We start from the raw sequence: 20,845 nt of genomic DNA, 5'->3' as shown, positions 1-20,845 counted from the left end.
GTGGACGAGTCGGTGCAGATCTATAACAACGAGCGGCCTCATCTGTCGCTGAAATACAAAACACCCGATGCGGTGCATCGGGCGTTTTGAGGCTGAAACAGGTGTAAACCTATTTCAGGACTAGACAACGCGAAAACGTCATTCGACGTTGACGGTGATCTTCTTCGACACGATCGGCGGATCGAAGGCCATGTGGCCGCTGTCACCCAACTCCAGCTGCAAGGTGTGCTTGCCCGGCGCGAGTTTGATGTCGGCCTGGGTCTGCGCCTTGCCGAAGTGCATGTGGTTGGCATCGGTCGGCACGACGGAGCCGGCCGGAACGATTTCCTTGGCATCGATCAGCAGATGGTGATGGCCAGTGTTCTTGGTGACGTCACCGGCCGGTGCCAGCGCAATGTCCTTTACACCGAACTTGACCGTGAAGGTCTGCTGAACCGTGGCTCCGTCCTCGGGAGAAACGATGAACACTTCGGCGCCCTTCGGTGCCGGTGTGGCCGCACTGGCCAGTACCGAAACACCCATCAGCACACCGGCCAACGCTGCACGTGACATAAAGCTTTTCATTTTCTTCTCCAGTTTTTCCGTAAAATCCGCACGGTCATGACAACTTCATGACCATTCGTTGTCGAAGGCACTCGACAACCATAGCAAAGCGAGCCTGGAAAACAGGCCGCGACAATGATTTCAAAGGAGTGACCATGCGTTTTCTGCCTGGCCTGATCTGCCTGCTTCCCCTTCTGAGCCCTCTGGCTCACGCCGAACTGATTGATGACGTCAACGACCGTGGCGAGTTGCGCATAGCCCTTGAGGCTAATACACCGCCCTTCAACTTCAAGGACGGCGACACGCTCACGGGGTTCGAGGTCGAGCTTGGGCAACTGCTGGCCAACGAACTGGATGTGCGCGCCGACTTCATCGTCACCGACGAGGCCGATCTGCTCCAGGGCGTTGAAAGCGGCAAGTACGACGTCGCGCTCAACCACATAGCACTGACCCCGGAACTCAAGGATCGTTTCGACGTCAGCGAGCCTTACACGCAGGTCAATGCGCAATTGTTGGCGAAGAAGGACGAACAACCCCGGCCGATGGTGCTGGTACAGACGCTGACGGAAGAGAAACCAAAGATCGGGCCACCGGTTGAACTGGCGATCCCGTTCCAGAAGGGCAATCCGGCGTTTCACGCGAGCCTGGAGAATGCCTTGCAGCGGATCAGGGCGGATGGGCGGCTGGAGGCGTTGTCGAAAAAATGGTTGAGCGTGCAGGCTACGGAAAACTGAAGTGAACGTGACTAGTCGAGCAAGCTGAGGGCCTGTGCGGCTTGCGGCAGCTCGAGTTCGCTGAAGACCTGCACCCCATGGTGCTTGAGCAAGGCTGCCGTGACACCTTCGCCACTCACCTTCACCCCACTGAACGTCCCGTCATAGGTCAACAGATTCCCGCACGACGGGCTGTTGGCCTTGAGCACCGCCACCCGAATCCCGTGCTTTTGCACCAGCGCCAACGCCTGCCGCGCACCGTCGAGAAACTGCGCACTGACGTCTTCGCCCTCGGAGGTGATCACCGAGGCGTGCCCGTCCAGCACCTCGCTGCCCTGCCCGCCCGGAATTTCCGCCGCCGCTCGTGGCGTCGGCAAACCACCGGCGACTTCCGGGCACAGCGGCACTACCCGGCCTTCGCTGATCCACTGCTCCAGCAGATCGAACGGCCCGCTGGCCCCACCGTCGTAACGCACGCGATGGCCCAGCAGGCAGCGGCTCACAAGAATCCTGTGCATCTCAGAACGGCTCGTTGCCACGGCGGCGGAACCAGCCGGTCAGCGACAGCCGCTCGCGGCTGGCTGGCAATACTTCGTGAGGGACTTCGCCGGAGAGAAACACCACCAGACAACCGCCCGTAGGCTGCACGTCATGAACGCGATCATGCTCCAGGTACATGCGCAGTTGCCCGCCATCCTCCGGCAGCCAGCCGTCATTGAGGTAGATCACCGCCGAGACCATGCGCCGGTCATCGTCGCGAAAACGGTCGACATGCTTGCGATAGAAAGCACCCGGCGGGTACAGGGCGAAGTGGCACTCGAAGTCTTCCAGACCGAGGAACAGGCCCCGGTTGAGCGCTTCGCGCAAGCTGTCCATCAGGTTCAGGTAGCGGTCGCTGGCCTCGGCCTGACCGGGGTCGATCCATTGGATATGGTCGCCACGAATCCCCTCGCGGATCTCCGTAAACGGGCCACGTCCGACCCCCGCCGGCGCCAGTTCACCTTCGGCGTCACGTTTGCGGCACTCGGCCGCCAGTGCGCGGGTCAAATCCGCAGGCAGGAAAATGTTCTGCTGCGACCAGCCGCGCTCGGCCAGGTCGTCGACGATACGTAACAGCAGCGGGTGATCAGAGGATATTTGCATGGCGCGCATAGTATGCCTGCGGCAAGAAATCCGACAGAGCCACGCGGCGGCTTGATACGAATTCTCGACAAGTACTGGCACCGCACGGAGAATAGTCGGCTGCCGACAGGAGTCCTTATGCGCCGTTTGCTTTTTTCACTGTTGATGTTCTGCGTTTTGCCCGCCTGGGCGGACGGCCACGACCAGCTGTACAAGGTCGCCGGCTGGCCAGAACAACGCGCGCATTTCAACGACGCCCTGAGTGCCGCGCAGCAGCGTTACCAGAACAGCCTGCCGCCGGCGGTGTTTCAGGCGCTGGTGAACAACAGCAACCAGCGCTTCGCCCCTCAGGCTGTGGATCAACGGGCCGAAGCGCAACTGCGCAAGAACCTTGCCGATCCGCAACCGGCCCTGTCGTTCTTTCAGTCACCGCTGGGCAAGAAGATCGTCGCCGCCGAACTGCTGGCGACCCGCCGCGATCAATTGGCAAAGAACGCCAAGGGCCTGCCGAAGATGCCGGCCAGCGACAGCCGCCTGCTGATCATCGGCCACCTCGCCCAGGCCCTGCCCGCCCGTGAAGCCGGTGCCGAAGTCAGCCTGGCGATTGCCGGCGTGGCGGCGGACAGCCTGAGCTCGATGATCCCCGGCCTGCTCGGCGGCGGTCAGGCCCAGGGCATGTTGAACGGTCAACGCCAGCGCCTGATGGATCAGATCGGCGCCGACCTGAACAACACGCTGCTCTACGTCTATCGCGACCTGTCGGATGAAGAGCTGGAAGAGTTCGCGACCTTTGCCGAATCCACCGAAGGCAAGGCCTACTATCAGGCCGCGCTGGCAGCGATCCGCGCCGGGCTCGCCGTGGGCCAGAGCACCTCGAACCTCAGCCAGTGATCTAGGGGTTGCGGCCCTTGATCCGTTTGCTCAAGAACTCGAAATACTCCTCGCGCATTTCCGCCGTTTCATTGGCCAGGTGATGGCGCGCCTCGGCCAGCAGCAGAATCTGTGGCCGGTCGAACTTCCATTTCAACACTTGCAGGTTGTGCTGCCAGTCCACGGTCATGTCTGCCTGACCCTGAACGATCAGTGGCCGGCGTGGACTTTTCTTCGCGTATTCCACCCGGTTGATCCAACGCGACAACGCCCCGACCCACGCGGTCGGCAAGCGTTTTGGCTGCAACGGATCGGCCTGCAGGAACGGCAGGAAATCCGGGTCGTTGGAGTTCTCGCTGAAACGCCGGGCGATGCCCCTGACAAATGGCCTGAGCAGGTAATAACTGAACTGCGACCAGCCCCAGGCACGCGGACGCACCAACGGCGCCAGCAGAATCAACTGCCCCTGCGCCGGGCTGTTTTCGCCATGATTGAGCACGTGATCGACAATGATCGCCCCGCCGGTGCTTTGCCCGCACAAATGCCACGGCTGCGGCAGTGCAATCGAACGCGCCTCGGCGAACAGGCCTTGCAGCGCATCCTGATACTCGGAGAAGTCGCGGATGCTCGCCCGCTCGCCACTGGACAGACCATGCCCCGGCAGATCGCAGGCAATCACCGCAAAGCCCTGATCCAGCGCCCACTCGATCACATGCCGGTACAGGCCGGTGTGGTCATAAAAACCGTGCACCAGAAACAGAGTGGCCTTGGCCGTTTCCGCAGGCCACCAGCAATGACTGACCAGTTGATAGCCATCGATGTCGAACCGGCCCATGCCGCGCCAGACATCGCGCTCCGGAAAGTCGGTCTTGTAGAACCGCTGATACGCCTTCGCCTCCTCGGACAACGGCTGCCACTCGGCCAAAGGCTTGAGGCTCGCACGCAGATGATCGGGATCGAAAGCAACAGACATGGGCAATTCCAGAACGGTAAACGGACTTTATCGGCCTGCGATATTCATCTGTCGCGGCAAGCATGGCAAGCTAGCGCGCTCCCAAGGAATCAAAACCATGCGTTCGCCCTACCGCACCGCACTGTTTGCCAGCCTGCTCGCCATCGTTTGCGCCGGCGTGCTGTGGGCCGCATACGACTGGTTTCAGGGCCGCTACCTGAGGGCTTTCAGCGAACACACGGCGGTGTTTTCCGGCGACCCGCTGCGCCTGCCCGCCGACCTCGCTGGCCCCGGCAACATCCGTCTGGTGCACTTCTGGGACCCGGCCTGCCCATGCAACGTCGGCAACCAGCAGCACCTGACCGAGATGGTCGAACAGTTCGGCCCCAAGGGCGTGGAATTCTTCGCGGTGCAGAAGGCCGGCAGCCACGGCCAGTTGCCCGCCACCCTCAGCAATCTTAAAACCATCGCGGTGCTGCCCGGCTCCGAGCAGATTCCCGCGAGCCCGGCCGTGGCGATCTGGGACCGCAGCGGCAGACTGGCGTACTTTGGCCCGTACAGCGAAGGCCTGACGTGCAACTCCAGCAACAGTTTTATCGAACCGATCCTGCAAGCGTTGAGTGATGATCGCCCGGTCAATGCGACTCATACGTTGGCGGTCGGTTGCTACTGCCCGTGGTTGAGTGGGGAGTGAGAATTTCGCCATACTCCAAAACTAAACTACTTTGAAACCAGGCTTGCCGTTGGCAGCCCGCCACGCCTTCACCTCTTCAACCACTGCTGTTGGCCCACTTTTTCCTGGCTCCGGATAAAAGATCAGATCCGAGCCGGATGGATGCTCGCTCAAGGCCTTGAACTCTAAAACAGCATCAATATGCTGTTCCTCAGTATCGTAGTCATTATTATAAACCCTCGTAACAAAGCTCAAAAAATCTGATTCCAACAGATCACTTACACGCTTATTCATTACCGACACGACAATACCTCCAAATTAAAACTCAAACACAAAAAGTGCCCTTACTATTACTCGAATAGCAAGGGCACTGCCAAAAACCTATTCCGTTTTAAATCCTGACCTACCGCTGATAGCCCGCCACTCCTTAACTTCTTTAACGACTCCCTCTGGACTATCTTCCCTACCATCGCGAGGATAATAGATCAAATCCGAACCATCTGGATGCTGAGTTAAACGCTCAAACTCAAAAACAGCTTCTATTTGCTGCTCTTCCGTCGAATACGAAGAATTATAGATTTTTTTAACAAACAACAAAAAATCTTCCTCAGTGTAGTCCTCGAACTCTTTTGCGCTCATATCAATCCCCCTCCGAATGTATCGCGCCGTGCTGTTTAGGAGTAACTACTCGAACGTTATCTACATCCATAACCTCCCCTCCTCTAGATATATAGACGGAATGATGAAGCTCAAACTTCACTTGCCCTCCCACCCTATCAATTTTTCGAACGAACGGTGCTCGACCATTTTTCATTTCAAAAGCACTACTATTGTTAAATTGACTTACTAGCTCAGAATCATCGGCCACCGCCTTCCAAAACGCCTCCCGAAACGCCCGAAAATTCCTGAACTCCCGCCCTCGCAACTGATCGGCAATCTGCGCCGGCACCGGCGCGCCTTCGCCCTGCGATGCGCTTCCGAGCCAGTTGCCCGATACCGCCTGCCCCACACCTGAAGCGACACCCGGATCCTCCCGCCGATCCCGAAACATCGTGTAGTTCGGTGGCAGCCCGGAGTCCTGCGGGAACACCAGAACATAGTCATCGAATCCGGCTTCGAAAACGCCCGGGAACGAATCGAGGCGTCCCTCTACCGGGACTACCGTCGCCCCAGTATAGGCAGGCACATCCGGCTGCCCGGCCGGTGAGGTCGTCGAGCTGTTTCCCGGATTGACGATCGGGGTCCACGTCAGGGTGCGTGGTGGAACATCGGAGGTGGTCGCGGTGTAGACGTTGCGTTCGGTGTCGTAGGAAGCCGCCACCACCCTGACGGCCGACGGAATATTCCGCCCATCGGTCTTGACGACAAAAACCTCTGACTGCCCGTACGCGTCGGTCTTTGAACTGACGCGGAAAGGCATGTCAACCGTACCGCCAGCCGCCGCGATGGCGTGCAGATCTGGCGCGAAGTCGGGCGCGAGGTCCGACAGCGGCGTGCTGAAGGCGTAACGGTCCGGCAATTCGCCGTTGCCCAGTTTCGACGAGTAGACCAACGCTGAAACACCGACGACCGCGCCAGCCCCGACACTGGCCGCAAGACTGCCCAACCCGGCGATGGCGCTGCGAACCGCCGCTTGCAGACTGGCCGCAGCAGCCTCGGCAACTGCCACGACTCCAGCTGAAGTCATGAACAACGGCCCTGTCGCCGAAGCGGCACTTGGCGCGCGGAAGGTATGGGCGTTGCGAATGGCTTCTGCCACCATGCGCGCTTGTTCCTCGGCAAGGCGCCTTGCCTCTGCTTCGGCGGCAATACGTGCCTGTTCCTCGGCAACACGCCTGGCTTCAACCTCCGCGGCTATACGCGCCTGCTCCTGCAAATGCCGGGCCTCTAGCTCCCGGGCAATGCGTATCTGCTCCTGCAGACGCTCCGCCTCTTGGGCGCGGGCAATCAGACCGGCAAATGCGTCCGCCGCCGCTGCCATATGCCGGGCACTTTCCGAGTGCAGGAGTGAAGCGTGATAGTCCTGCCAGCGCTTGCCCAGATCGGTAGTGGCCTGCAAGTCGACCAGGTTCTTCAGCGCTTCGAGCTCAGGCTTGCTCAACGGGGCGTTGATCGCCGGATTGGCGATTGCATAGGGCCGGACGGCTGCCTGCTCGACAGCACGAATGTTGTCCGCTGCGATTTTATAATTCGTGAGTGTTTGAGAGAGACTGCCTCCGGTTGAGCCCGCTGCAGCGGCGACTCTTTCAACCAGAAAACCCGGCAGGAAATGCAGGCGAATATTCGTTTCCAGATTCACCACGGATAACCTTTCGGCAGAAAGAATCTGCTGGGCGTCCCTCGTGGTTTGAGTCGCGGCTTCAACCTGGCTTCTTCTTGCGGCCAGTTCCGGAAGTTGATTGGCGATAATGGCCATCACCCAGGAAAGGCGCCGGAGCTCCATTGCCGAGCGATAGGCCCTGTCGATGGCCGCATAGGCGACGGAAACATCCGGAACCGGCAATGCCAGACTGTCTCGTATCTTCTTGAAGGACAAATCCTTCATCAGGAAAAATGGATTATGTCCATACAGCGAGTAAGCGATCTCGGTATGAGCCCGATACTCCAACAACTTTGAATGAATAACCTGAATGGTTATTTCCTGATCAGCCTTGACCTTCTGAGCCGCAGAAAGTCCAGCACTGGCTGCTTGCCTCGCCCTCTCTACTTCATTATTTGATGCCGCGCCGATATTGCTGAATACTCCAGCATACTCAAGATCAATATATGCCTGAGCATTCTGTTGCTCCTGCATCAAATCATTCCAGATGAATGGAGTTAACGGATCAAGTTTTCCAGACCCTTGGCCCGTCCCTCTATGCGGCCCTTCATTCAACCCCCAACTTCCCGAGAAAAACCCACCCTGTCCCAATCGAACTGGCGTCACCCCCTTGACGGGTATTGGCGCCAGTTCATATCTGCCCGGCCCGGTCTGCTTGTGAGGTCCAAGATAATTTTCAATATCACTCATACGACTTCTCCATGTCAGTTATTCCATGTATCGAATTCGCAAAATTCGTTTTATTCCTCTGCTTTTTCTCGAGGTCTTTTATAGGCCCGCCCCGTTAAACGCAGCAACAACAAACTTGTAGTGCACTTCCCGAAAACCTGAAGGAAACTTCCTATTCAAGAAATACTGTGTTATGAAATCCCGGTTGCGATCTTCAACTAGATCAGCAGCATCAATGCCTTCATATAAATATGAACGACAGGGAGCAGATTTTTCATGAAAAAAGGCCTGACCGTACTTGCGTTGCTGATCGTCATTCCCGCCATCGGGGTCGGCGGTTACCTCTACAGCAAGCAACCGACGCGTCAGGGCCAGGTGGAGTTGCGCAACCTGCAAGGCTCGGTGACCGTGCGTTACGACGAGCGCGGTGTGCCGCACATCCGCGCGGAAAACGAGACCGACCTCTACCGCGCCCTCGGTTATGTGCACGCCCAGGATCGCCTGTTTCAGATGGAGGCCATGCGCCGTCTCGCCCGTGGCGAACTGGCCGAAGTGCTCGGGCCGAAACTGCTCGACACCGACAAGTTGTTCCGCAGCCTGCGCATCCGCGAGCGGGCCGCCAGTTACGTGGCCGGCCTCGACAAGCAGTCGCCGGCGTGGACGGCCCTGCAAGCCTATCTGGACGGCATCGATCAATATCAGGACTCGCACGCCGCCCCCGTCGAGTTCGACGTGCTGGGCATCCCCAAGCGGCCGTTCACCGCCGAAGACAGCATCAGCGTCGCCGGCTACATGGCCTACAGCTTTGCCGCCGCGTTCCGCAACGAACCGCTGCTGACCTACGTGCGCGATCAACTGGGCGCCGACTACCTCAATGTCTTCGATCTCGACTGGCAGCCCAAGGGCGTGCTCGCCAAGGGCCACGCCAGCAGCGCACCGGTCCTCGCCGCCGAAGACTGGAAAGACCTGAACACTCTGGCCCGCGTCAGCCAACAGGCGCTGATCGACAACGGCCTGCCGCAGTTCGAAGGCAGCAACGCCTGGGTGATCGCCGGCAGCCACAGCAAGAGCGCCAAGCCTTTGCTGGCGGGCGATCCGCACATTCGTTTTTCGGTGCCGTCGGTGTGGTACGAGGCGCAGTTGTCGGCGCCGGGTTTTGAACTCTACGGTCATCATCAGGCGCTGGTGCCGTTCGCGTTTCTCGGCCACAACCTGGATTTCGGCTGGAGCCTGACCATGTTCCAGAACGATGACCTCGACCTGATCGCCGAGAAGGTCAATCCGGACAACCCGGATCAGGTCTGGTATCGCGGCCAGTGGACCGACATGGTCAAGACCGAGCAACAGATTGCGGTGAAAGGCCAGGCGCCGGTGACCATTACCCTGCGCCAGTCGCCCCACGGCCCGATCATCAACGATGCTCTCGGCAGCGCCGCCGGGAAAACCCCGATTGCGATGTGGTGGGCGTTCCTCGAAACACCGAACCCGATCCTCGAAGGTTTTTACCAGCTCAACCGCGCCGACACCCTGGCCAAGGCCCGCGCCGCAGCGGCCAAGGTGCAGGCACCGGGGCTGAACATCGTCTACGCCAACGCCAAGGGCGATATCGCGTGGTGGGCCTCGGCGCTGCTGCCCAAACGGCCGGCCGGGGTGAAGCCTGGGTTCATTCTCGACGGCAGCGGCAATCAGGCGGACAAGGACGGCTACTTCCCGTTCAGCGCCAACCCGCAGGAAGAGAACCCGGCGCGGGGCTATATCGTCTCGGCCAACTTCCAGCCCGTGTCGCCGACCGGCATGGAGATTCCCGGTTATTACAACCTCGCCGACCGTGGCCAGCAGCTCAACCGCCAGCTCGCCGACAAGAACGTGAAATGGGACAACGAGGCCAACCAGAAGCTGCAACTGGGCACCACCACCGGTTACGGTCCGCGTCTGCTGGCGCCGTTGCTGCCGGTGCTGCGTGAAGTGGCGGGCAATCCCGCCGAGCAGAAGCTGATCGAGCAACTGGCCCAGTGGCAAGGCGACTATCCGCTGGATTCGGTCAGTGCGACGGTGTTCAACCAGTTCCTGTTCAACCTCGCCGACGCGGCAATGCGCGATGAGCTGGGCAATGATTTCTTCGAAACCCTGCTGTCGACCCGGGTGATCGATGCGGCACTGCCCCGGCTCGCGGCGAATGCCGATTCACCGTGGTGGGACAACCGCAGCACGCCGAACAAGGAGACCCGCGTCGACACCGTGCGCGCCGCGTGGCAGGCGAGCATGGCCCACCTGAAGTCGACCCTCGGCGACGACGCTTCCGGCTGGCAATGGGGCAAGGCCCACACGCTGACCCATGGTCATCCGCTGGGTCAGCAGAAGCCGCTGGATCGCATTTTCAACGTCGGCCCCTTCGCCGCACCGGGCTCACATGAAGTGCCGAACAACCTCTCGGCGAAGATCGGCCCGGCGCCGTGGCCGGTGACCTACGGCCCGTCGACCCGGCGCTTGGTGGACTTCGCTGATCCGGCTCACAGCCTGACCATCAACCCGGTGGGCCAGAGCGGCGTGCCGTTCGACAGCCACTATGACGATCAGGCAGAGGCGTATGTGGACGGGATGTATGTGCAGGCGCATTTCAGTGAGGAAGAGGTGACGGCGAATACGCGCAGTACCTTGAAGCTGTTGCCGGCGCGAGCGGCGCAATAAGCGCCGCTCAAACCATCGCCGCAAAATTCAGCCGGAACTGCTGCGGCGTCACCCCCAGCCGCCGGTTGAACACACTGCGCATATGTTGCGCATCGCGAAACCCGCACTGATACGCCACGGTCTTCAGCGGCGCCGTGGTGCTTTCGAGCATCACCCGCGCCGCATCCACCCGCGCTCGCTCGACGAATTCCGCCGGGGTGACCTTCGCCTCCCTCGCAAACACCCGAGAGAAATTCCGCGCACTCATGTTCGCCGCGTTTGCCAGGTCGGCAATGGTCAGGTCGCCGGTGAGATTGGCCAGCACGTACAACTGCACCATCGCCACCGCCGACGTCGGCTCGGCATGGGGCGTGAGGAACGGGCTGAACTGCGACTGCCCGCCCGAGCGCTGGGTGAACACCACCAGCCGCTTGGCCACGCTCAGCGCGACCTCGGCCCCGTGATCACGCGCCAGCAGGTACAGCGACAGATCGATCCCCGCCGTCACCCCCGCCGAGGTGTAGAGCTGGCCGTCCTCGACATACAACCGATCAGCCTCGACCCGGCTCGACGGGCACAACTGCGCCAGCGCCTCGGCGTCGTTCCAGTGGGTGGTGACCGTGCGCCCGTCCAGCAACCCGGCACGGGCGAGCATGAACGCGCCGTTGCAGATCGAGCCGAATCGCCGCGCCCGTCCACAGGCCTCGCGCAGCCAGGCATCGAACGTCTCGCCGAAATCCAGGAACGGCAACTGCGGCCCACCGGCCACCAGCAGCAGGTCGTAAGCGTCCTGCACGTCGCTGAAGTGCCGATGCGCACTCAGGGTCAGCCCGTTGGAACACGCCATCGGCCCGCGCTCGACGCCGATCACGTCGAGCCGGTAATGATCCTCCGGCGCCAGGAAGCGGTTGGCCTCGGCAAACACGTCCATCGGCCCGCTGACGTCCAGCGCCTGCACGCCGGGGAACACCACGATGGCGACGGTTCTGTTCATGGCAATGAAGGCTCCCGGGGAATGGCGGATCAGCGCCAACCCTAGCCAATCCTCGCCGCAGAAGCGAGCTGGCACGATTTGCAGGTGGAATGGCAAGGATCGCAGCCATGGATCGATTGTCCGGTCTGGCCCCCGGGAACAGACTTTCTCCATCAGCGCCGTGACGGCGTTTTCGACGAGGAAGCTCAACATGACCACGACCATCGCCGGTATCCGGATCCCCGACAGCGCCCTCGCCCGGGCCACCACCGAGTACATCCGCGACATCGAATCCGACCTGCTTTACCACCACTCGCGCCGGGTATTTCTGTTCGGCGCCTTGAGCGGTGAGCGTCAGCAACTGGCCTACGATCCGGAGCTGCTGTACGTCGGCGCGATGTTCCACGACCTGGGTCTGGTCGAAGGGCATCGCAGCGATGACGAGCGTTTCGAAGTGGATGGCGCCAACGCAGCCGCCGCGTTTCTAAAACCGTACGGGTTGAGTGACGACGACATCGAGCAGGTGTGGCTGTCGATTGCCCTGCACACCACGCCGGGGGTGCCGAAGCATCTGCGTCCGACCGTGGCGCTGGTGACCGCAGGCGTCGAGATGGACGTGCTGGGCATGGACTACGCGGCATTCACCACGGTGCAGCGTGAGGCGGTGGTGCATGCGCATCCACGGGGCGAGGGCTTCAAGGAATGCATCATCTGCGCGTTCGCCGACGGCTTGCGTCATCGTCCGCAGACCACGTTCGGCAATGTGAAGACCGATGTGCTGAAGGATCAGGTACCGGGTTTCAAGCCGATGAATTTCGTCGAGGTGATTCGCCAGTCGCCCTGGGTTTCCTGACCGGCATAAAAAAACCTCGCGACCGTGACCGGTCGCGAGGTTTTTTGTATCCGCAGACTTAAGCCGCTTCCGGCGTCGGCGCCCGGCGCACGTCCGGTTGCTTCCACGAATCCGCAGCGCCCTCTTCGATGGCCTGCTGAATCGCTTTCTTGCGGGCTTCTTCGGCACGGCGGCTGAAGAACCAGACCAGGAAGGTCACCAGCGATACCGCCAGCAGAATCAGGCTGGCCACGGCGTTGATCTCCGGCTTCACGCCCAGACGCACCGCCGAGAACACTTCCATCGGCAGGGTCGTCGAACCCGGGCCGGAGACGAAGCTCGCCAATACCAGGTCGTCCAGCGACAGGGCGAACGACATCATGCCGCCCGCCGCCAGCGACGGCGCGATCATCGGGATGGTGATCAGGAAGAACACCTTCCACGGACGTGCACCGAGGTCCATCGCCGCTTCTTCGATCGACAGATCCAGCTCACGCAGACGCGCCGACACCACCACCGCCACATAGGCCGCACAGAACGTGGTGTGAGCGATCCAGATCGTGACGATGCCACGCTCCTGCGGCCAGCCGATCATCTGCGCCATGGCCACGAACAGCAGCAACAGCGACAGACCGGTAATCACCTCAGGCATGACCAACGGCGCGGTGACCAGGCCGCCGAACAGCGTGCGGCCCTTGAAGCGAGTGATGCGGGTCAGCACGAAGGCTGCCAGCGTACCCAGCGCCACCGCGGCAATCGCGGTGTAGCAGGCGATTTCCAGCGAGCGCACCACCGAGCCCATCAGTTGCGAGTTGTCGAGCAGGCCGACGTACCACTTCACCGACCAGCCGCCCCACACCGTCACCAGTTTCGAGGCGTTGAACGAGTAGATCACCAGGATCAGCATCGGCAGGTAGATGAACAACAGACCGAGCACCAGCATCAGGCTGGAGAAACGGAAGCGCTTCATTCTTTACCCTCCATTTCCTTGGCCTGACTGCGGTTGAACAGGATGATCGGCACGATCAGGATCGCCAGCATCACCACCGCCAGGGCGGACGCCACCGGCCAGTCACGGTTGTTGAAGAACTCTTGCCAGAGCACTTTACCGATCATCAGGGTTTCCGGACCGCCGAGCAGTTCCGGGATCACGAACTCGCCCACCACCGGGATGAACACCAGCATGCAGCCGGCGATGATGCCGTTCTTGGACAGCGGCACGGTGATTTTCCAGAAGCTGTTGAAGGTGCTCGAACCGAGGTCGGAAGCGGCCTCCAGCAGGCTGGTGTCGTGCTTCACCAAGTTGGCGTACAGCGGCAGGATCATGAACGGCAGGTACGAGTAGACGACGCCGATGTACACCGCCAGGTTGGTGTTGAGGATCTGCAGCGGCTCGTCGATCAAGCCCATGCTCATCAGGAAACCGTTGAGCAGGCCGTTGTTGCTGAGGATGCCCATCCAGGCATAGACGCGGATCAGGATCGCGGTCCAGGTCGGCATCATGATCAGCAGCACCAGCACCGTTTGCAGCTCTTTGCGGGCGCTGGCGATGGCGTAGGCCATCGGGTAACCGATCAACAGGCACAGCAGCGTGCTGAAAAATGCCATCTTCAGCGAGCCGAGGTAGGCGGCGATGTACAGCTCGTCGTCGCCGAGCATCGCGTAGTTGCCCAGGTTCAGCAGCAGTTGCAGCTTCTGCTCGGCGTAAGTGTAGATCTCGGTGTACGGCGGAATGGCCACGTCCGCTTCGGCGAAGCTGATCTTCAGGACAATGAAGAACGGCAGCATGAAGAACAGGAACAGCCAGATGAACGGAACCCCGATGACCAACTGGCGGCCACCGGGAATTATTCGATTGAGCCGGCGTTTGAATTTGCGCATGTTCATGAGCGAAGTACCACGCCGCTGTCGTCTTCCCACCACACATAGACCTGATCGCCCCAGGTCGGACGTGCACCACGGCGCTCGGCGTTGGCCACGAACGACTGCACCAGCTTGCCGCTCGGCAATTCGACGTAGAACACCGAGTGACCGCCGAGGTAGGCGATGTCATGCACCTTGCCGCTCGACCAGTTGTACTCGCAGGTCGGCTGATCGGCGGTGACCAGCAGTTTTTCCGGACGGATCGCGTAGGTCACGGACTTGTCCTGCACCGAGGTGCTGATGCCGTGGCCGACGTAGATCTGCCGGTCGAGGTCCTTGCAGGTAATGGTCGCGTGGCCTTCGGCGTCGTCGATCACTTCGCCTTCGAAGATGTTCACGTTACCGATGAATTCGCAGACCAGGCGGCTGGTCGGGGTTTCGTAGATGTCGATCGGGCTGCCGATCTGGGCGATCCAGCCCAGGTGCATGATCGCGATGCGCTCGGCCATGGTCATGGCCTCTTCCTGGTCGTGGGTCACCATCACGCAGGTCACACCCACGCGCTCGATGATCTCAACCAGCTCAAGCTGCATCTGCGAACGCAGTTTTTTATCCAGTGCACCCATCGGTTCATCGAGCAGCAGCAGTTTCGGCCGCTTGGCCAGCGAACGCGCCAATGCCACACGCTGACGCTGACCGCCGGACAACTGGTGCGGCTTGCGCTTGGCGTACTGGCTCATCTGCACCAGCTTGAGCATCTCGGCCACGCGGGCGTCGATCTCGGCCTTGGGAATCTTGTCCTGTTGCAGACCGAACGCGATGTTCTGCGCCACGGTCATATGCGGGAACAGGGCGTAGGACTGGAACATCATGTTGATCGGTCGCTCGTACGGCGGCATGTCGGTGATGTCGACACCGTCGAGGAAAATGCGCCCCTCCGTGGGCCGTTCGAACCCTGCCAGCATCCGCAGCAGAGTGGATTTGCCCGATCCCGAACCGCCGAGCAGGGCGAAGATCTCGCCCTTCTTGATTTCCAGGGACACATCGTCCACGGCAACCGTCTCGTCGAACTTCTTCGTGACCCGGTCGATTTTGACCAGCACCTGTTTCGGTGTCTGGTCGCCCTCGAGGGCTTTCTTATAGGCGCCGGAGGCAACTGCCATTTACAAAACTCCCAGAAAAAAAGAGTGCAGTTCGCCCACGCAAGACGAACCCAGGATAGTTTGTACGTTGAAGCTATTTACCCGACTTGACCTTGGTCCAGCTGCGGGTCATCAAACGCTGAATGTTCGGCGGCAACTCGATCGACACGTAGGTCTTGTCGAGCACGGCCTGCGGTGGATAAACCGACTCGTCGGTGCGGATGGACTGCTCCATCAGCTTGTCCGAACCCGGATTGGGGTTGGCGTAACCGACGTAATCACTGACCTGGGCGATCACCTCAGGTTTCAGCAAATAGTTGATGAAGGCGTGGGCCTCTTTGACGTTGGCCGAATCCTTCGGAATCGCCAGCATGTCGAACCACAGCGCGCCGCCCTCTTTCGGGATCGAGTAGGCGATGTTCACGCCCTTCTTGGCTTCTTCGGCGCGATTCTTGGCCTGGAAGATGTCGCCGGAGAAACCGATGGCCACGCAGATGTCGCCGTTGGCCAGATCGCCGATGTATTTCGAGGAGTGGAAGTAAGTCACGTACGGACGCACCGCCAGCAGTTTGGCTGTGGCCTTCTCGTAATCCTTGGGATTGGTGCTGTTGGCGTTCAGGCCCATGTAGTTGAGCACGGTCGGCATCATTTCATCGGCCGAATCGAGGAACGCCACGCCGCAGCTGTGCAGCTTCTTGATGTTCTCCGGCTCGAACAGCACGCTCCAGGAGTCGATCTTGTCGACGCCGAGCACGGCCTTCACTTTATCGACGTTGTAGCCGATGCCGTTGGTGCCCCACAGGTACGGTACGGCGTACAGGTTGCCCGGATCGTTCTGTTCCAGGCGCTTGAGCAGCACCGGATCGAGGTTGGAATAGTTCGGCAGTTGCGCCTTGTCGAGCTTCTGGAACGCGCCCGCCTTGATCTGCTTGCCGAGGAAGTGGTTCGACGGCACGACCACGTCGTAGCCGGTACGCCCGGCGAGCAGCTTGCCTTCCAGGGTTTCGTTGGAATCGAACACGTCGTAGACCGGTTTGATCCCGGTTTCTTTCTGGAAATCGGCCAGGGTGGTCTCGCCGATGTAATCCGACCAGTTATAAATATGCACAGTACCGGCGGCTTGGGCACCGACAGCGAACGTCAGGCCGGCAGCGGCCAGCAGGGCATTGCGCAAAGAAGAAAAAACAGGCAAGTGGAGGTCCTCTGATTTAGTTGGGCCCAAGTTGCCCCGTGCTGCATGACAGTCACGGTTGCCCGGCAACAAAACCGGCGCGCAACTTACCTTCGAAAAACCGTTCCAGCAAAACTTTCTGTCATTTAATTGCACCGCTGACCGCCCGGGTGAAGGCGACGGCCAGCGGTGGCTGCTTCAAACCGGCTTATTTACCGGATTTGATCTTGGTCCAGCTGCGAGTGATCAGGCGCAGGGTGGCTGCGTCCAGATCGCTGATCGCATAGAGCTGCTTCTTCACTTCAGCCGAAGGGTAGATGCTCGGATCGCTGGTGATTTCCTTGTCCACCAGGGCGGTGGCCGCCTTGTTGCCGTTCGGGAAACGCACGGCGTTGGTGATTTCGGCCATCACTTTCGGCTCGAGCAGGTAGTTCATGAACTTGTAGGCGGCTTCGACGTTTTCGGCATCCTTTGGAATGGCGACCATGTCGTAGAAAGTACCGGCACCTTCTTTTGGAATGGTGTAGGCCAGTTTGACCTTGTCACCGGCTTCCTTGGCGCGGGTCTTGGATTGCTCCAGGTCACCCGAGTAGCCGACCGCTACGCAGATGTTGCCGTTGGCCAGGTCCGAGATGTACTTCGAGGAGTGGAAGTAAGCCACCGAAGGACGAATCTTGAGGAACAGGTCTTCGGCGGCTTTCAGGTCAGCCTTGTCTTTGCTGTTGGTCGGTTTGCCCAGGTAGTGCAAAGCCGCCGGAATCATTTCGGTCGGTGCGTCGAGGAAGCTCACGCCGCAGCTTTTCAGCTTCTCGATGTTTTCAGGCTTGAACACGATGTCCCAGGAATCGATCTTGTCGATGCCCAGGGCAGCCTTGACCTTGGCCGGGTTGTAGCCGATGCCGATCGAACCCCACATGTACGGGAACGCGTGTTTGTTGCCCGGGTCGCTGGCGTCGCCAACGGCCTTGAGCAGGTCTTCGTCGAGGTTCTTCCAGTTCGTCAGCTTGGACTTGTCCAGTTCCTGATAAACGCCGGCCTTGATCTGCTTGGCCAGGAAGTTGTTGGAAGGCACCACGATGTCGTAACCGGATTTGCCGGCCAGCAGCTTGGCTTCCAGGGTTTCGTTGCTGTCGAAAACGTCATAGACGACCTTGATGCCCGTCTCTTTTTCGAAATTGGCAACCGTGTCCGGCGCGATGTAGTCGGACCAGTTGTAAACGTGCAACACCTTGTCGTCCGCCTGAACCGCACCCGCCATCACGCCCATCAGGGACATGGCGAGCAGAGTCTTGCCAGCGAGCTTTTTGCCTAATGCCTTCATGCGTTAATGCTCCAAATTTTTCTTTTTTGAACCACTTTGTTCAGCGGCCGAACCCGGACAACTGGAACCGCGGCTAGTCTGGCAAGATCCGAGGCGGTCTTTCAAGAAAAGACCAGCCTTTCTGACAGCTCCGAGCGACAGCGCAACAGCTCCATCGCTCAGAGCCTAGCACTTAGCCCTGCAACGCACTCAGGGTCAGGTCCAGGCACTTGCGTGCCTTCGTCACCAGCTCATCGATCTCCGCCTTGCTGATCACCAGCGGCGGCGCGATGATCATGGTGTCGCCCACGGCACGCATGATCAGCCCGTTGTCGAAGCAGAACTGGCGGCAGATCATGCCCACACCCTTGCCTTCGTAACGCTTGCGAGTGGCCTTGTCCTGCACCAGCTCGATGGCCCCCAGCAGGCCGACTCCGCGCACTTCACCCACCAACGGGTGATCGTTCAGTTCGCGCAGACGTTTCTGCAAATACGGTGCCGTTTCTTCATGGGCGCGTTCGATGATTTTCTCTTCGCGCAGAATCCGGATGTTTTCCAGACCCACCGCCGCCGCCACCGGGTGACCGGAGTAGGTGAAGCCGTGGTTGAAATCGCCGCCCTCGTTGAGTACCGCCACCACTTCATCGCGCACGATCAGGCCACCCATCGGGATGTAGCCGGACGTCAGGCCTTTGGCGATGGTCATCATGTGTGGTTTGAGGTCGTAGAAATCGCTGCCGAACCATTGGCCGGTACGGCCGAAACCGCAGATCACTTCATCGGCCACGAACAGAATGTCGTACTTGGCGAGGATTTCCTTGATGCGCGGCCAGTAGGTGTCCGGCGGAATGATCACGCCGCCAGCGCCCTGGATCGGCTCGGCAATAAAGGCACCGACGTTATCCACGCCGACTTCCAGAATCTTTTCCTCCAGCTGATTGGCCGCCCAGATCCCGAACTCTTCCGGGGTCATGTCGCCGCCTTCGGCGAACCAGTACGGCTGGGCGATGTGGACGATGCCCGGAATCGGCAGGTCGCCCTGTTCGTGCATGTAAGTCATGCCGCCCAGGCTTGCGCCGGCCACGGTGGAGCCGTGGTAGCCGTTCTTGCGGCTGATGATGACTTTCTTGTTCGGCTGACCCTTGATCGCCCAGTAGTGGCGAACCATGCGCAGCATGGTGTCGTTGCCTTCGGAGCCGGAACCAGTGAAGAACACGTGGTTCATGCCTTCTGGCGCCACGTCGGCGATGGCCTTGGCCAACTCCAGTGCTGGCGGGTGGGCGGTCTGGAAGAACAGGTTGTAGTAAGGCAGTTCGCGCATCTGCTTGGCGGCCGCATCGGCCAGCTCGTCGCGTCCATAACCGATCGCCACACACCACAGACCCGCCATGCCATCGAGGATCTTGTTGCCCTCGCTGTCCCACAGATACACGCCCTTGGCGTTGGTGATGATCCGTGGACCTTTTTCTTTCAGCTGCTTGAAGTCGCTGAACGGAGCCAGGTGGTGATCGCTGCTGAGGGCTTGCCACTCAGGGGTTTGCGGGTTGTTGCTGGTCATGCCAATTCTCCTTGTTATCGGTGAAGGCGCGGCGGCTGGCCACCGCGCCCGGCGTATCAGACGGCGAAGAGCAGGTACTCACGCTCCCAGGAACTGATCACGCGCTTGAAGTTTTCATGCTCGGCCCGCTTGACCGCGACGTAGCCGGTGATAAAGGTCTTGCCCAGGTATTTCTCGATGGTCGCGCTGTTTTCCATACGCTCCAGCGCGTCCTCGATGGTCAGCGGCAGGCGCAGGTTGCGGCGCTCGTAACCACGGCCCACGACCGGCGCGCTCGGGTTGATGCCTTCGACCATGCCGATGTAGCCGCAGAGCAGGCTCGCGGCAATCGCCAGGTACGGGTTGGCGTCGGCGCCCGGCAGGCGGTTTTCCACCCGGCGGTTCTGCGGGCCGGCATCCGGTACGCGCAGGCCCACGGTGCGGTTTTCTTCGCCCCACTCCACGTTCACCGGCGCCGAGGTGTCCGGCAGGAAGCGGCGGAACGAGTTGACGTTCGGTGCGAACAGCGGCAACAGCTCAGGGATCAGTTTCTGCAGGCCACCGATGTGGTGCAGGAACAGCTGGCTCATGGTCCCGTCGTCATTGGAGAACACGTTTTTGCCAGTCTCGATGTCGATGATGCTCTGGTGCAGGTGCATCGCACTGCCCGGCTCGCCGGTCATCGGCTTGGCCATGAAGGTCGCGGCCACGTTGTGCTTGAGGGCGGCCTCGCGCATGGTGCGCTTGAACACCAGGATCTGGTCGGCCAGCGACAGGGCATCGCCGTGACGGAAGTTGATTTCCATCTGCGCCGTGCCGTCCTCGTGGATCAGCGTGTCGAGGTCCAGCTCCTGCAATTCGCACCAGTCGTAGACGTCTTCGAACAGCGGATCGAATTCGTTCGCCGCTTCGATGGAGAACGACTGGCGACCGATTTCCGGGCGCCCGGAACGGCCGACCGGCGGCTGCAACGGATAGTCGGGGTCGTCGCTGCGCTTGGTCAGGTAGAACTCCATTTCCGGCGCCACGATCGGCTGCCAGCCCTTGTCGGCATAGAGCTTCAGGACTTTCTTGAGGACGTTGCGCGGCGACAGCTCGATCGGGTTGCCTTGCTTGTCGTAGGTGTCGTGGATCACCTGGGCGGTCGGCTCGATGGCCCAGGGCACCAGGTACACGGCGTTCTGGTCGGGACGGCAGATCATGTCGATGTCGGCCGGGTCGAGCAGTTCGTAATAGATGTCGTCTTCGACGTAGTCGCCGGTCACGGTCTGCAACAGAACGCTCTCTGGCAGGCGCATGCCTTTTTCGGCGATGAACTTGTTGGTCGGCGAGATCTTGCCCCGGGTGATGCCGGTCAAGTCGCCGATCATGCATTCGACTTCTGTGATCTTGTGGTCTTTCAACCAATCGGTGAGCTGGTCGAGGTTGTTACTCATAAATGCCTCTGGGCTGAGTCTCCTGACAGATGTCAGGCAATGTTTGACGCACCAAGCGTCGC

At 60.3% G+C, this 20,845-nt stretch carries 21 protein-coding genes; 6 read left to right on the top strand and 15 right to left on the bottom strand.

The features are described 5' to 3' along the window. A partial coding sequence (locus tag JKA62_RS18160) for an integrase core domain-containing protein (protein ID WP_146615305.1) occupies window positions 1-90 on the top strand: 90 nt, incomplete at its 5' end. 48 nt (window positions 91-138) lie between these two features. Here JKA62_RS18160 and JKA62_RS18155 read toward each other — a convergent pair. Continuing rightward, a complete protein-coding gene (locus JKA62_RS18155; protein ID WP_011336431.1) occupies window positions 139-564 on the bottom strand; it encodes a DUF4399 domain-containing protein in 426 nt (141 codons plus the stop codon). A gap of 134 nt (window positions 565-698) precedes the next feature. On the opposite strand from JKA62_RS18155, the gene JKA62_RS18150 reads away from it, so the two are divergent. Further along, on the top strand, window positions 699-1,277 hold the full coding sequence (locus JKA62_RS18150; RefSeq protein ID WP_011336432.1) for a transporter substrate-binding domain-containing protein: 579 nt from the start codon (window positions 699-701) through the stop codon (window positions 1,275-1,277). A gap of 11 nt (window positions 1,278-1,288) precedes the next feature. Here JKA62_RS18150 and JKA62_RS18145 read toward each other — a convergent pair whose 3' ends face one another. Both JKA62_RS18145 and JKA62_RS18140 read right to left on the bottom strand, forming a co-directional pair. Continuing rightward, complete coding sequence (locus tag JKA62_RS18145; RefSeq protein ID WP_011336433.1) at window positions 1,289-1,774, bottom strand: DUF523 domain-containing protein; 486 nt, start codon at window positions 1,772-1,774, stop codon at window positions 1,289-1,291. Between the two features lies 1 nt (window position 1,775). Continuing rightward, entirely contained in the window at window positions 1,776-2,408 is a 633-nt protein-coding gene (locus JKA62_RS18140) for a 2OG-Fe(II) oxygenase (protein WP_011336434.1), read from the bottom strand. A 108-nt stretch (window positions 2,409-2,516) separates the two neighbouring features. On the opposite strand from JKA62_RS18140, the gene JKA62_RS18135 reads away from it, so the two are divergent. Continuing rightward, window positions 2,517-3,269 carry a DUF2059 domain-containing protein gene (locus tag JKA62_RS18135; RefSeq protein ID WP_011336435.1) on the top strand — a complete coding sequence of 251 codons (753 nt, stop codon included), beginning with the start codon at window positions 2,517-2,519 and terminating at the stop codon, window positions 3,267-3,269. A 1-nt stretch (window position 3,270) separates the two neighbouring features. On the opposite strand, the gene JKA62_RS18130 is transcribed toward JKA62_RS18135, so the two are convergent. Next, the gene (locus JKA62_RS18130; RefSeq protein WP_011336436.1) at window positions 3,271-4,221 is read right to left on the bottom strand and encodes an alpha/beta hydrolase; all 951 of its coding nucleotides are present in this window, start codon (window positions 4,219-4,221) and stop codon (window positions 3,271-3,273) included. Window positions 4,222-4,318: 97 nt separating this feature from the next. Here JKA62_RS18130 and JKA62_RS18125 point away from each other — a divergent pair, with 97 nt between their 5' ends. Next, a complete protein-coding gene (locus tag JKA62_RS18125; RefSeq protein ID WP_011336437.1) occupies window positions 4,319-4,894 on the top strand; it encodes a DUF6436 domain-containing protein in 576 nt (191 codons plus the stop codon). A 21-nt stretch (window positions 4,895-4,915) separates the two neighbouring features. Here JKA62_RS18125 and JKA62_RS18120 read toward each other — a convergent pair whose 3' ends face one another. From JKA62_RS18120 to JKA62_RS18110, 3 genes are all read right to left on the bottom strand, one after another. Beyond that, on the bottom strand, window positions 4,916-5,167 hold the full coding sequence (locus tag JKA62_RS18120) for a bacteriocin immunity protein (RefSeq protein ID WP_111539326.1): 252 nt from the start codon (window positions 5,165-5,167) through the stop codon (window positions 4,916-4,918). Between the two features lie 87 nt (window positions 5,168-5,254). Next, window positions 5,255-5,512 (bottom strand): bacteriocin immunity protein, encoded by a 258-nt coding sequence (locus JKA62_RS18115; RefSeq protein ID WP_011336439.1) that lies wholly within the window; start codon window positions 5,510-5,512, stop codon window positions 5,255-5,257. 1 nt (window position 5,513) lies between these two features. Next, window positions 5,514-7,883, bottom strand: a complete 2,370-nt coding sequence (locus JKA62_RS18110; RefSeq protein ID WP_201818869.1) for an S-type pyocin domain-containing protein — start codon at window positions 7,881-7,883, stop codon at window positions 5,514-5,516. Window positions 7,884-8,138: 255 nt separating this feature from the next. On the opposite strand from JKA62_RS18110, the gene JKA62_RS18105 reads away from it, so the two are divergent. After that, complete coding sequence (locus JKA62_RS18105) at window positions 8,139-10,550, top strand: penicillin acylase family protein (RefSeq protein ID WP_201818867.1); 2,412 nt, start codon at window positions 8,139-8,141, stop codon at window positions 10,548-10,550. A 7-nt stretch (window positions 10,551-10,557) separates the two neighbouring features. On the opposite strand, the gene JKA62_RS18100 is transcribed toward JKA62_RS18105, so the two are convergent. Then, complete coding sequence (locus JKA62_RS18100; protein WP_201818865.1) at window positions 10,558-11,523, bottom strand: GlxA family transcriptional regulator; 966 nt, start codon at window positions 11,521-11,523, stop codon at window positions 10,558-10,560. Window positions 11,524-11,713: 190 nt separating this feature from the next. Here JKA62_RS18100 and JKA62_RS18095 point away from each other — a divergent pair, with 190 nt between their 5' ends. Then, window positions 11,714-12,355, top strand: a complete 642-nt coding sequence (locus JKA62_RS18095; protein WP_074690083.1) for an HD domain-containing protein — start codon at window positions 11,714-11,716, stop codon at window positions 12,353-12,355. A gap of 58 nt (window positions 12,356-12,413) precedes the next feature. Here JKA62_RS18095 and JKA62_RS18090 read toward each other — a convergent pair whose 3' ends face one another. From JKA62_RS18090 to JKA62_RS18060, 7 genes are all read right to left on the bottom strand, one after another. Then, on the bottom strand, window positions 12,414-13,304 hold the full coding sequence (locus JKA62_RS18090; RefSeq protein ID WP_007953503.1) for an ABC transporter permease subunit: 891 nt from the start codon (window positions 13,302-13,304) through the stop codon (window positions 12,414-12,416). Next, window positions 13,301-14,182, bottom strand: a complete 882-nt coding sequence (locus JKA62_RS18085) for an ABC transporter permease subunit (protein WP_170844921.1) — start codon at window positions 14,180-14,182, stop codon at window positions 13,301-13,303. The genes JKA62_RS18090 and JKA62_RS18085 overlap by 4 nt, the downstream gene beginning before the upstream one ends. A 35-nt stretch (window positions 14,183-14,217) precedes the next feature. Continuing rightward, window positions 14,218-15,360 carry an ABC transporter ATP-binding protein gene (locus tag JKA62_RS18080; RefSeq protein WP_007953506.1) on the bottom strand — a complete coding sequence of 381 codons (1,143 nt, stop codon included), beginning with the start codon at window positions 15,358-15,360 and terminating at the stop codon, window positions 14,218-14,220. Window positions 15,361-15,433: 73 nt separating this feature from the next. Beyond that, a complete protein-coding gene (locus tag JKA62_RS18075; protein ID WP_201818863.1) occupies window positions 15,434-16,531 on the bottom strand; it encodes a polyamine ABC transporter substrate-binding protein in 1,098 nt (365 codons plus the stop codon). Window positions 16,532-16,718: 187 nt separating this feature from the next. After that, window positions 16,719-17,831: a polyamine ABC transporter substrate-binding protein gene (locus tag JKA62_RS18070; protein ID WP_011336446.1), complete on the bottom strand. Its 1,113-nt coding sequence runs from the start codon at window positions 17,829-17,831 to the stop codon at window positions 16,719-16,721. Between the two features lie 172 nt (window positions 17,832-18,003). Next, window positions 18,004-19,368, bottom strand: coding sequence for an aspartate aminotransferase family protein (locus JKA62_RS18065; protein WP_201818861.1), 1,365 nt, complete (start codon window positions 19,366-19,368; stop codon window positions 18,004-18,006). A gap of 56 nt (window positions 19,369-19,424) precedes the next feature. Next, the gene (locus tag JKA62_RS18060) at window positions 19,425-20,783 is read right to left on the bottom strand and encodes a glutamine synthetase family protein (protein ID WP_011336448.1); all 1,359 of its coding nucleotides are present in this window, start codon (window positions 20,781-20,783) and stop codon (window positions 19,425-19,427) included. Window positions 20,784-20,845: the final 62 nt, after the last annotated feature.

Origin of the sequence: Pseudomonas sp. B7, assembly GCF_016735645.1 — a bacterium.
GTDB lineage: Bacteria > Pseudomonadota > Gammaproteobacteria > Pseudomonadales > Pseudomonadaceae > Aquipseudomonas > Aquipseudomonas glycinae.
This window is presented reverse-complemented; position numbering and strand designations above follow the sequence as displayed.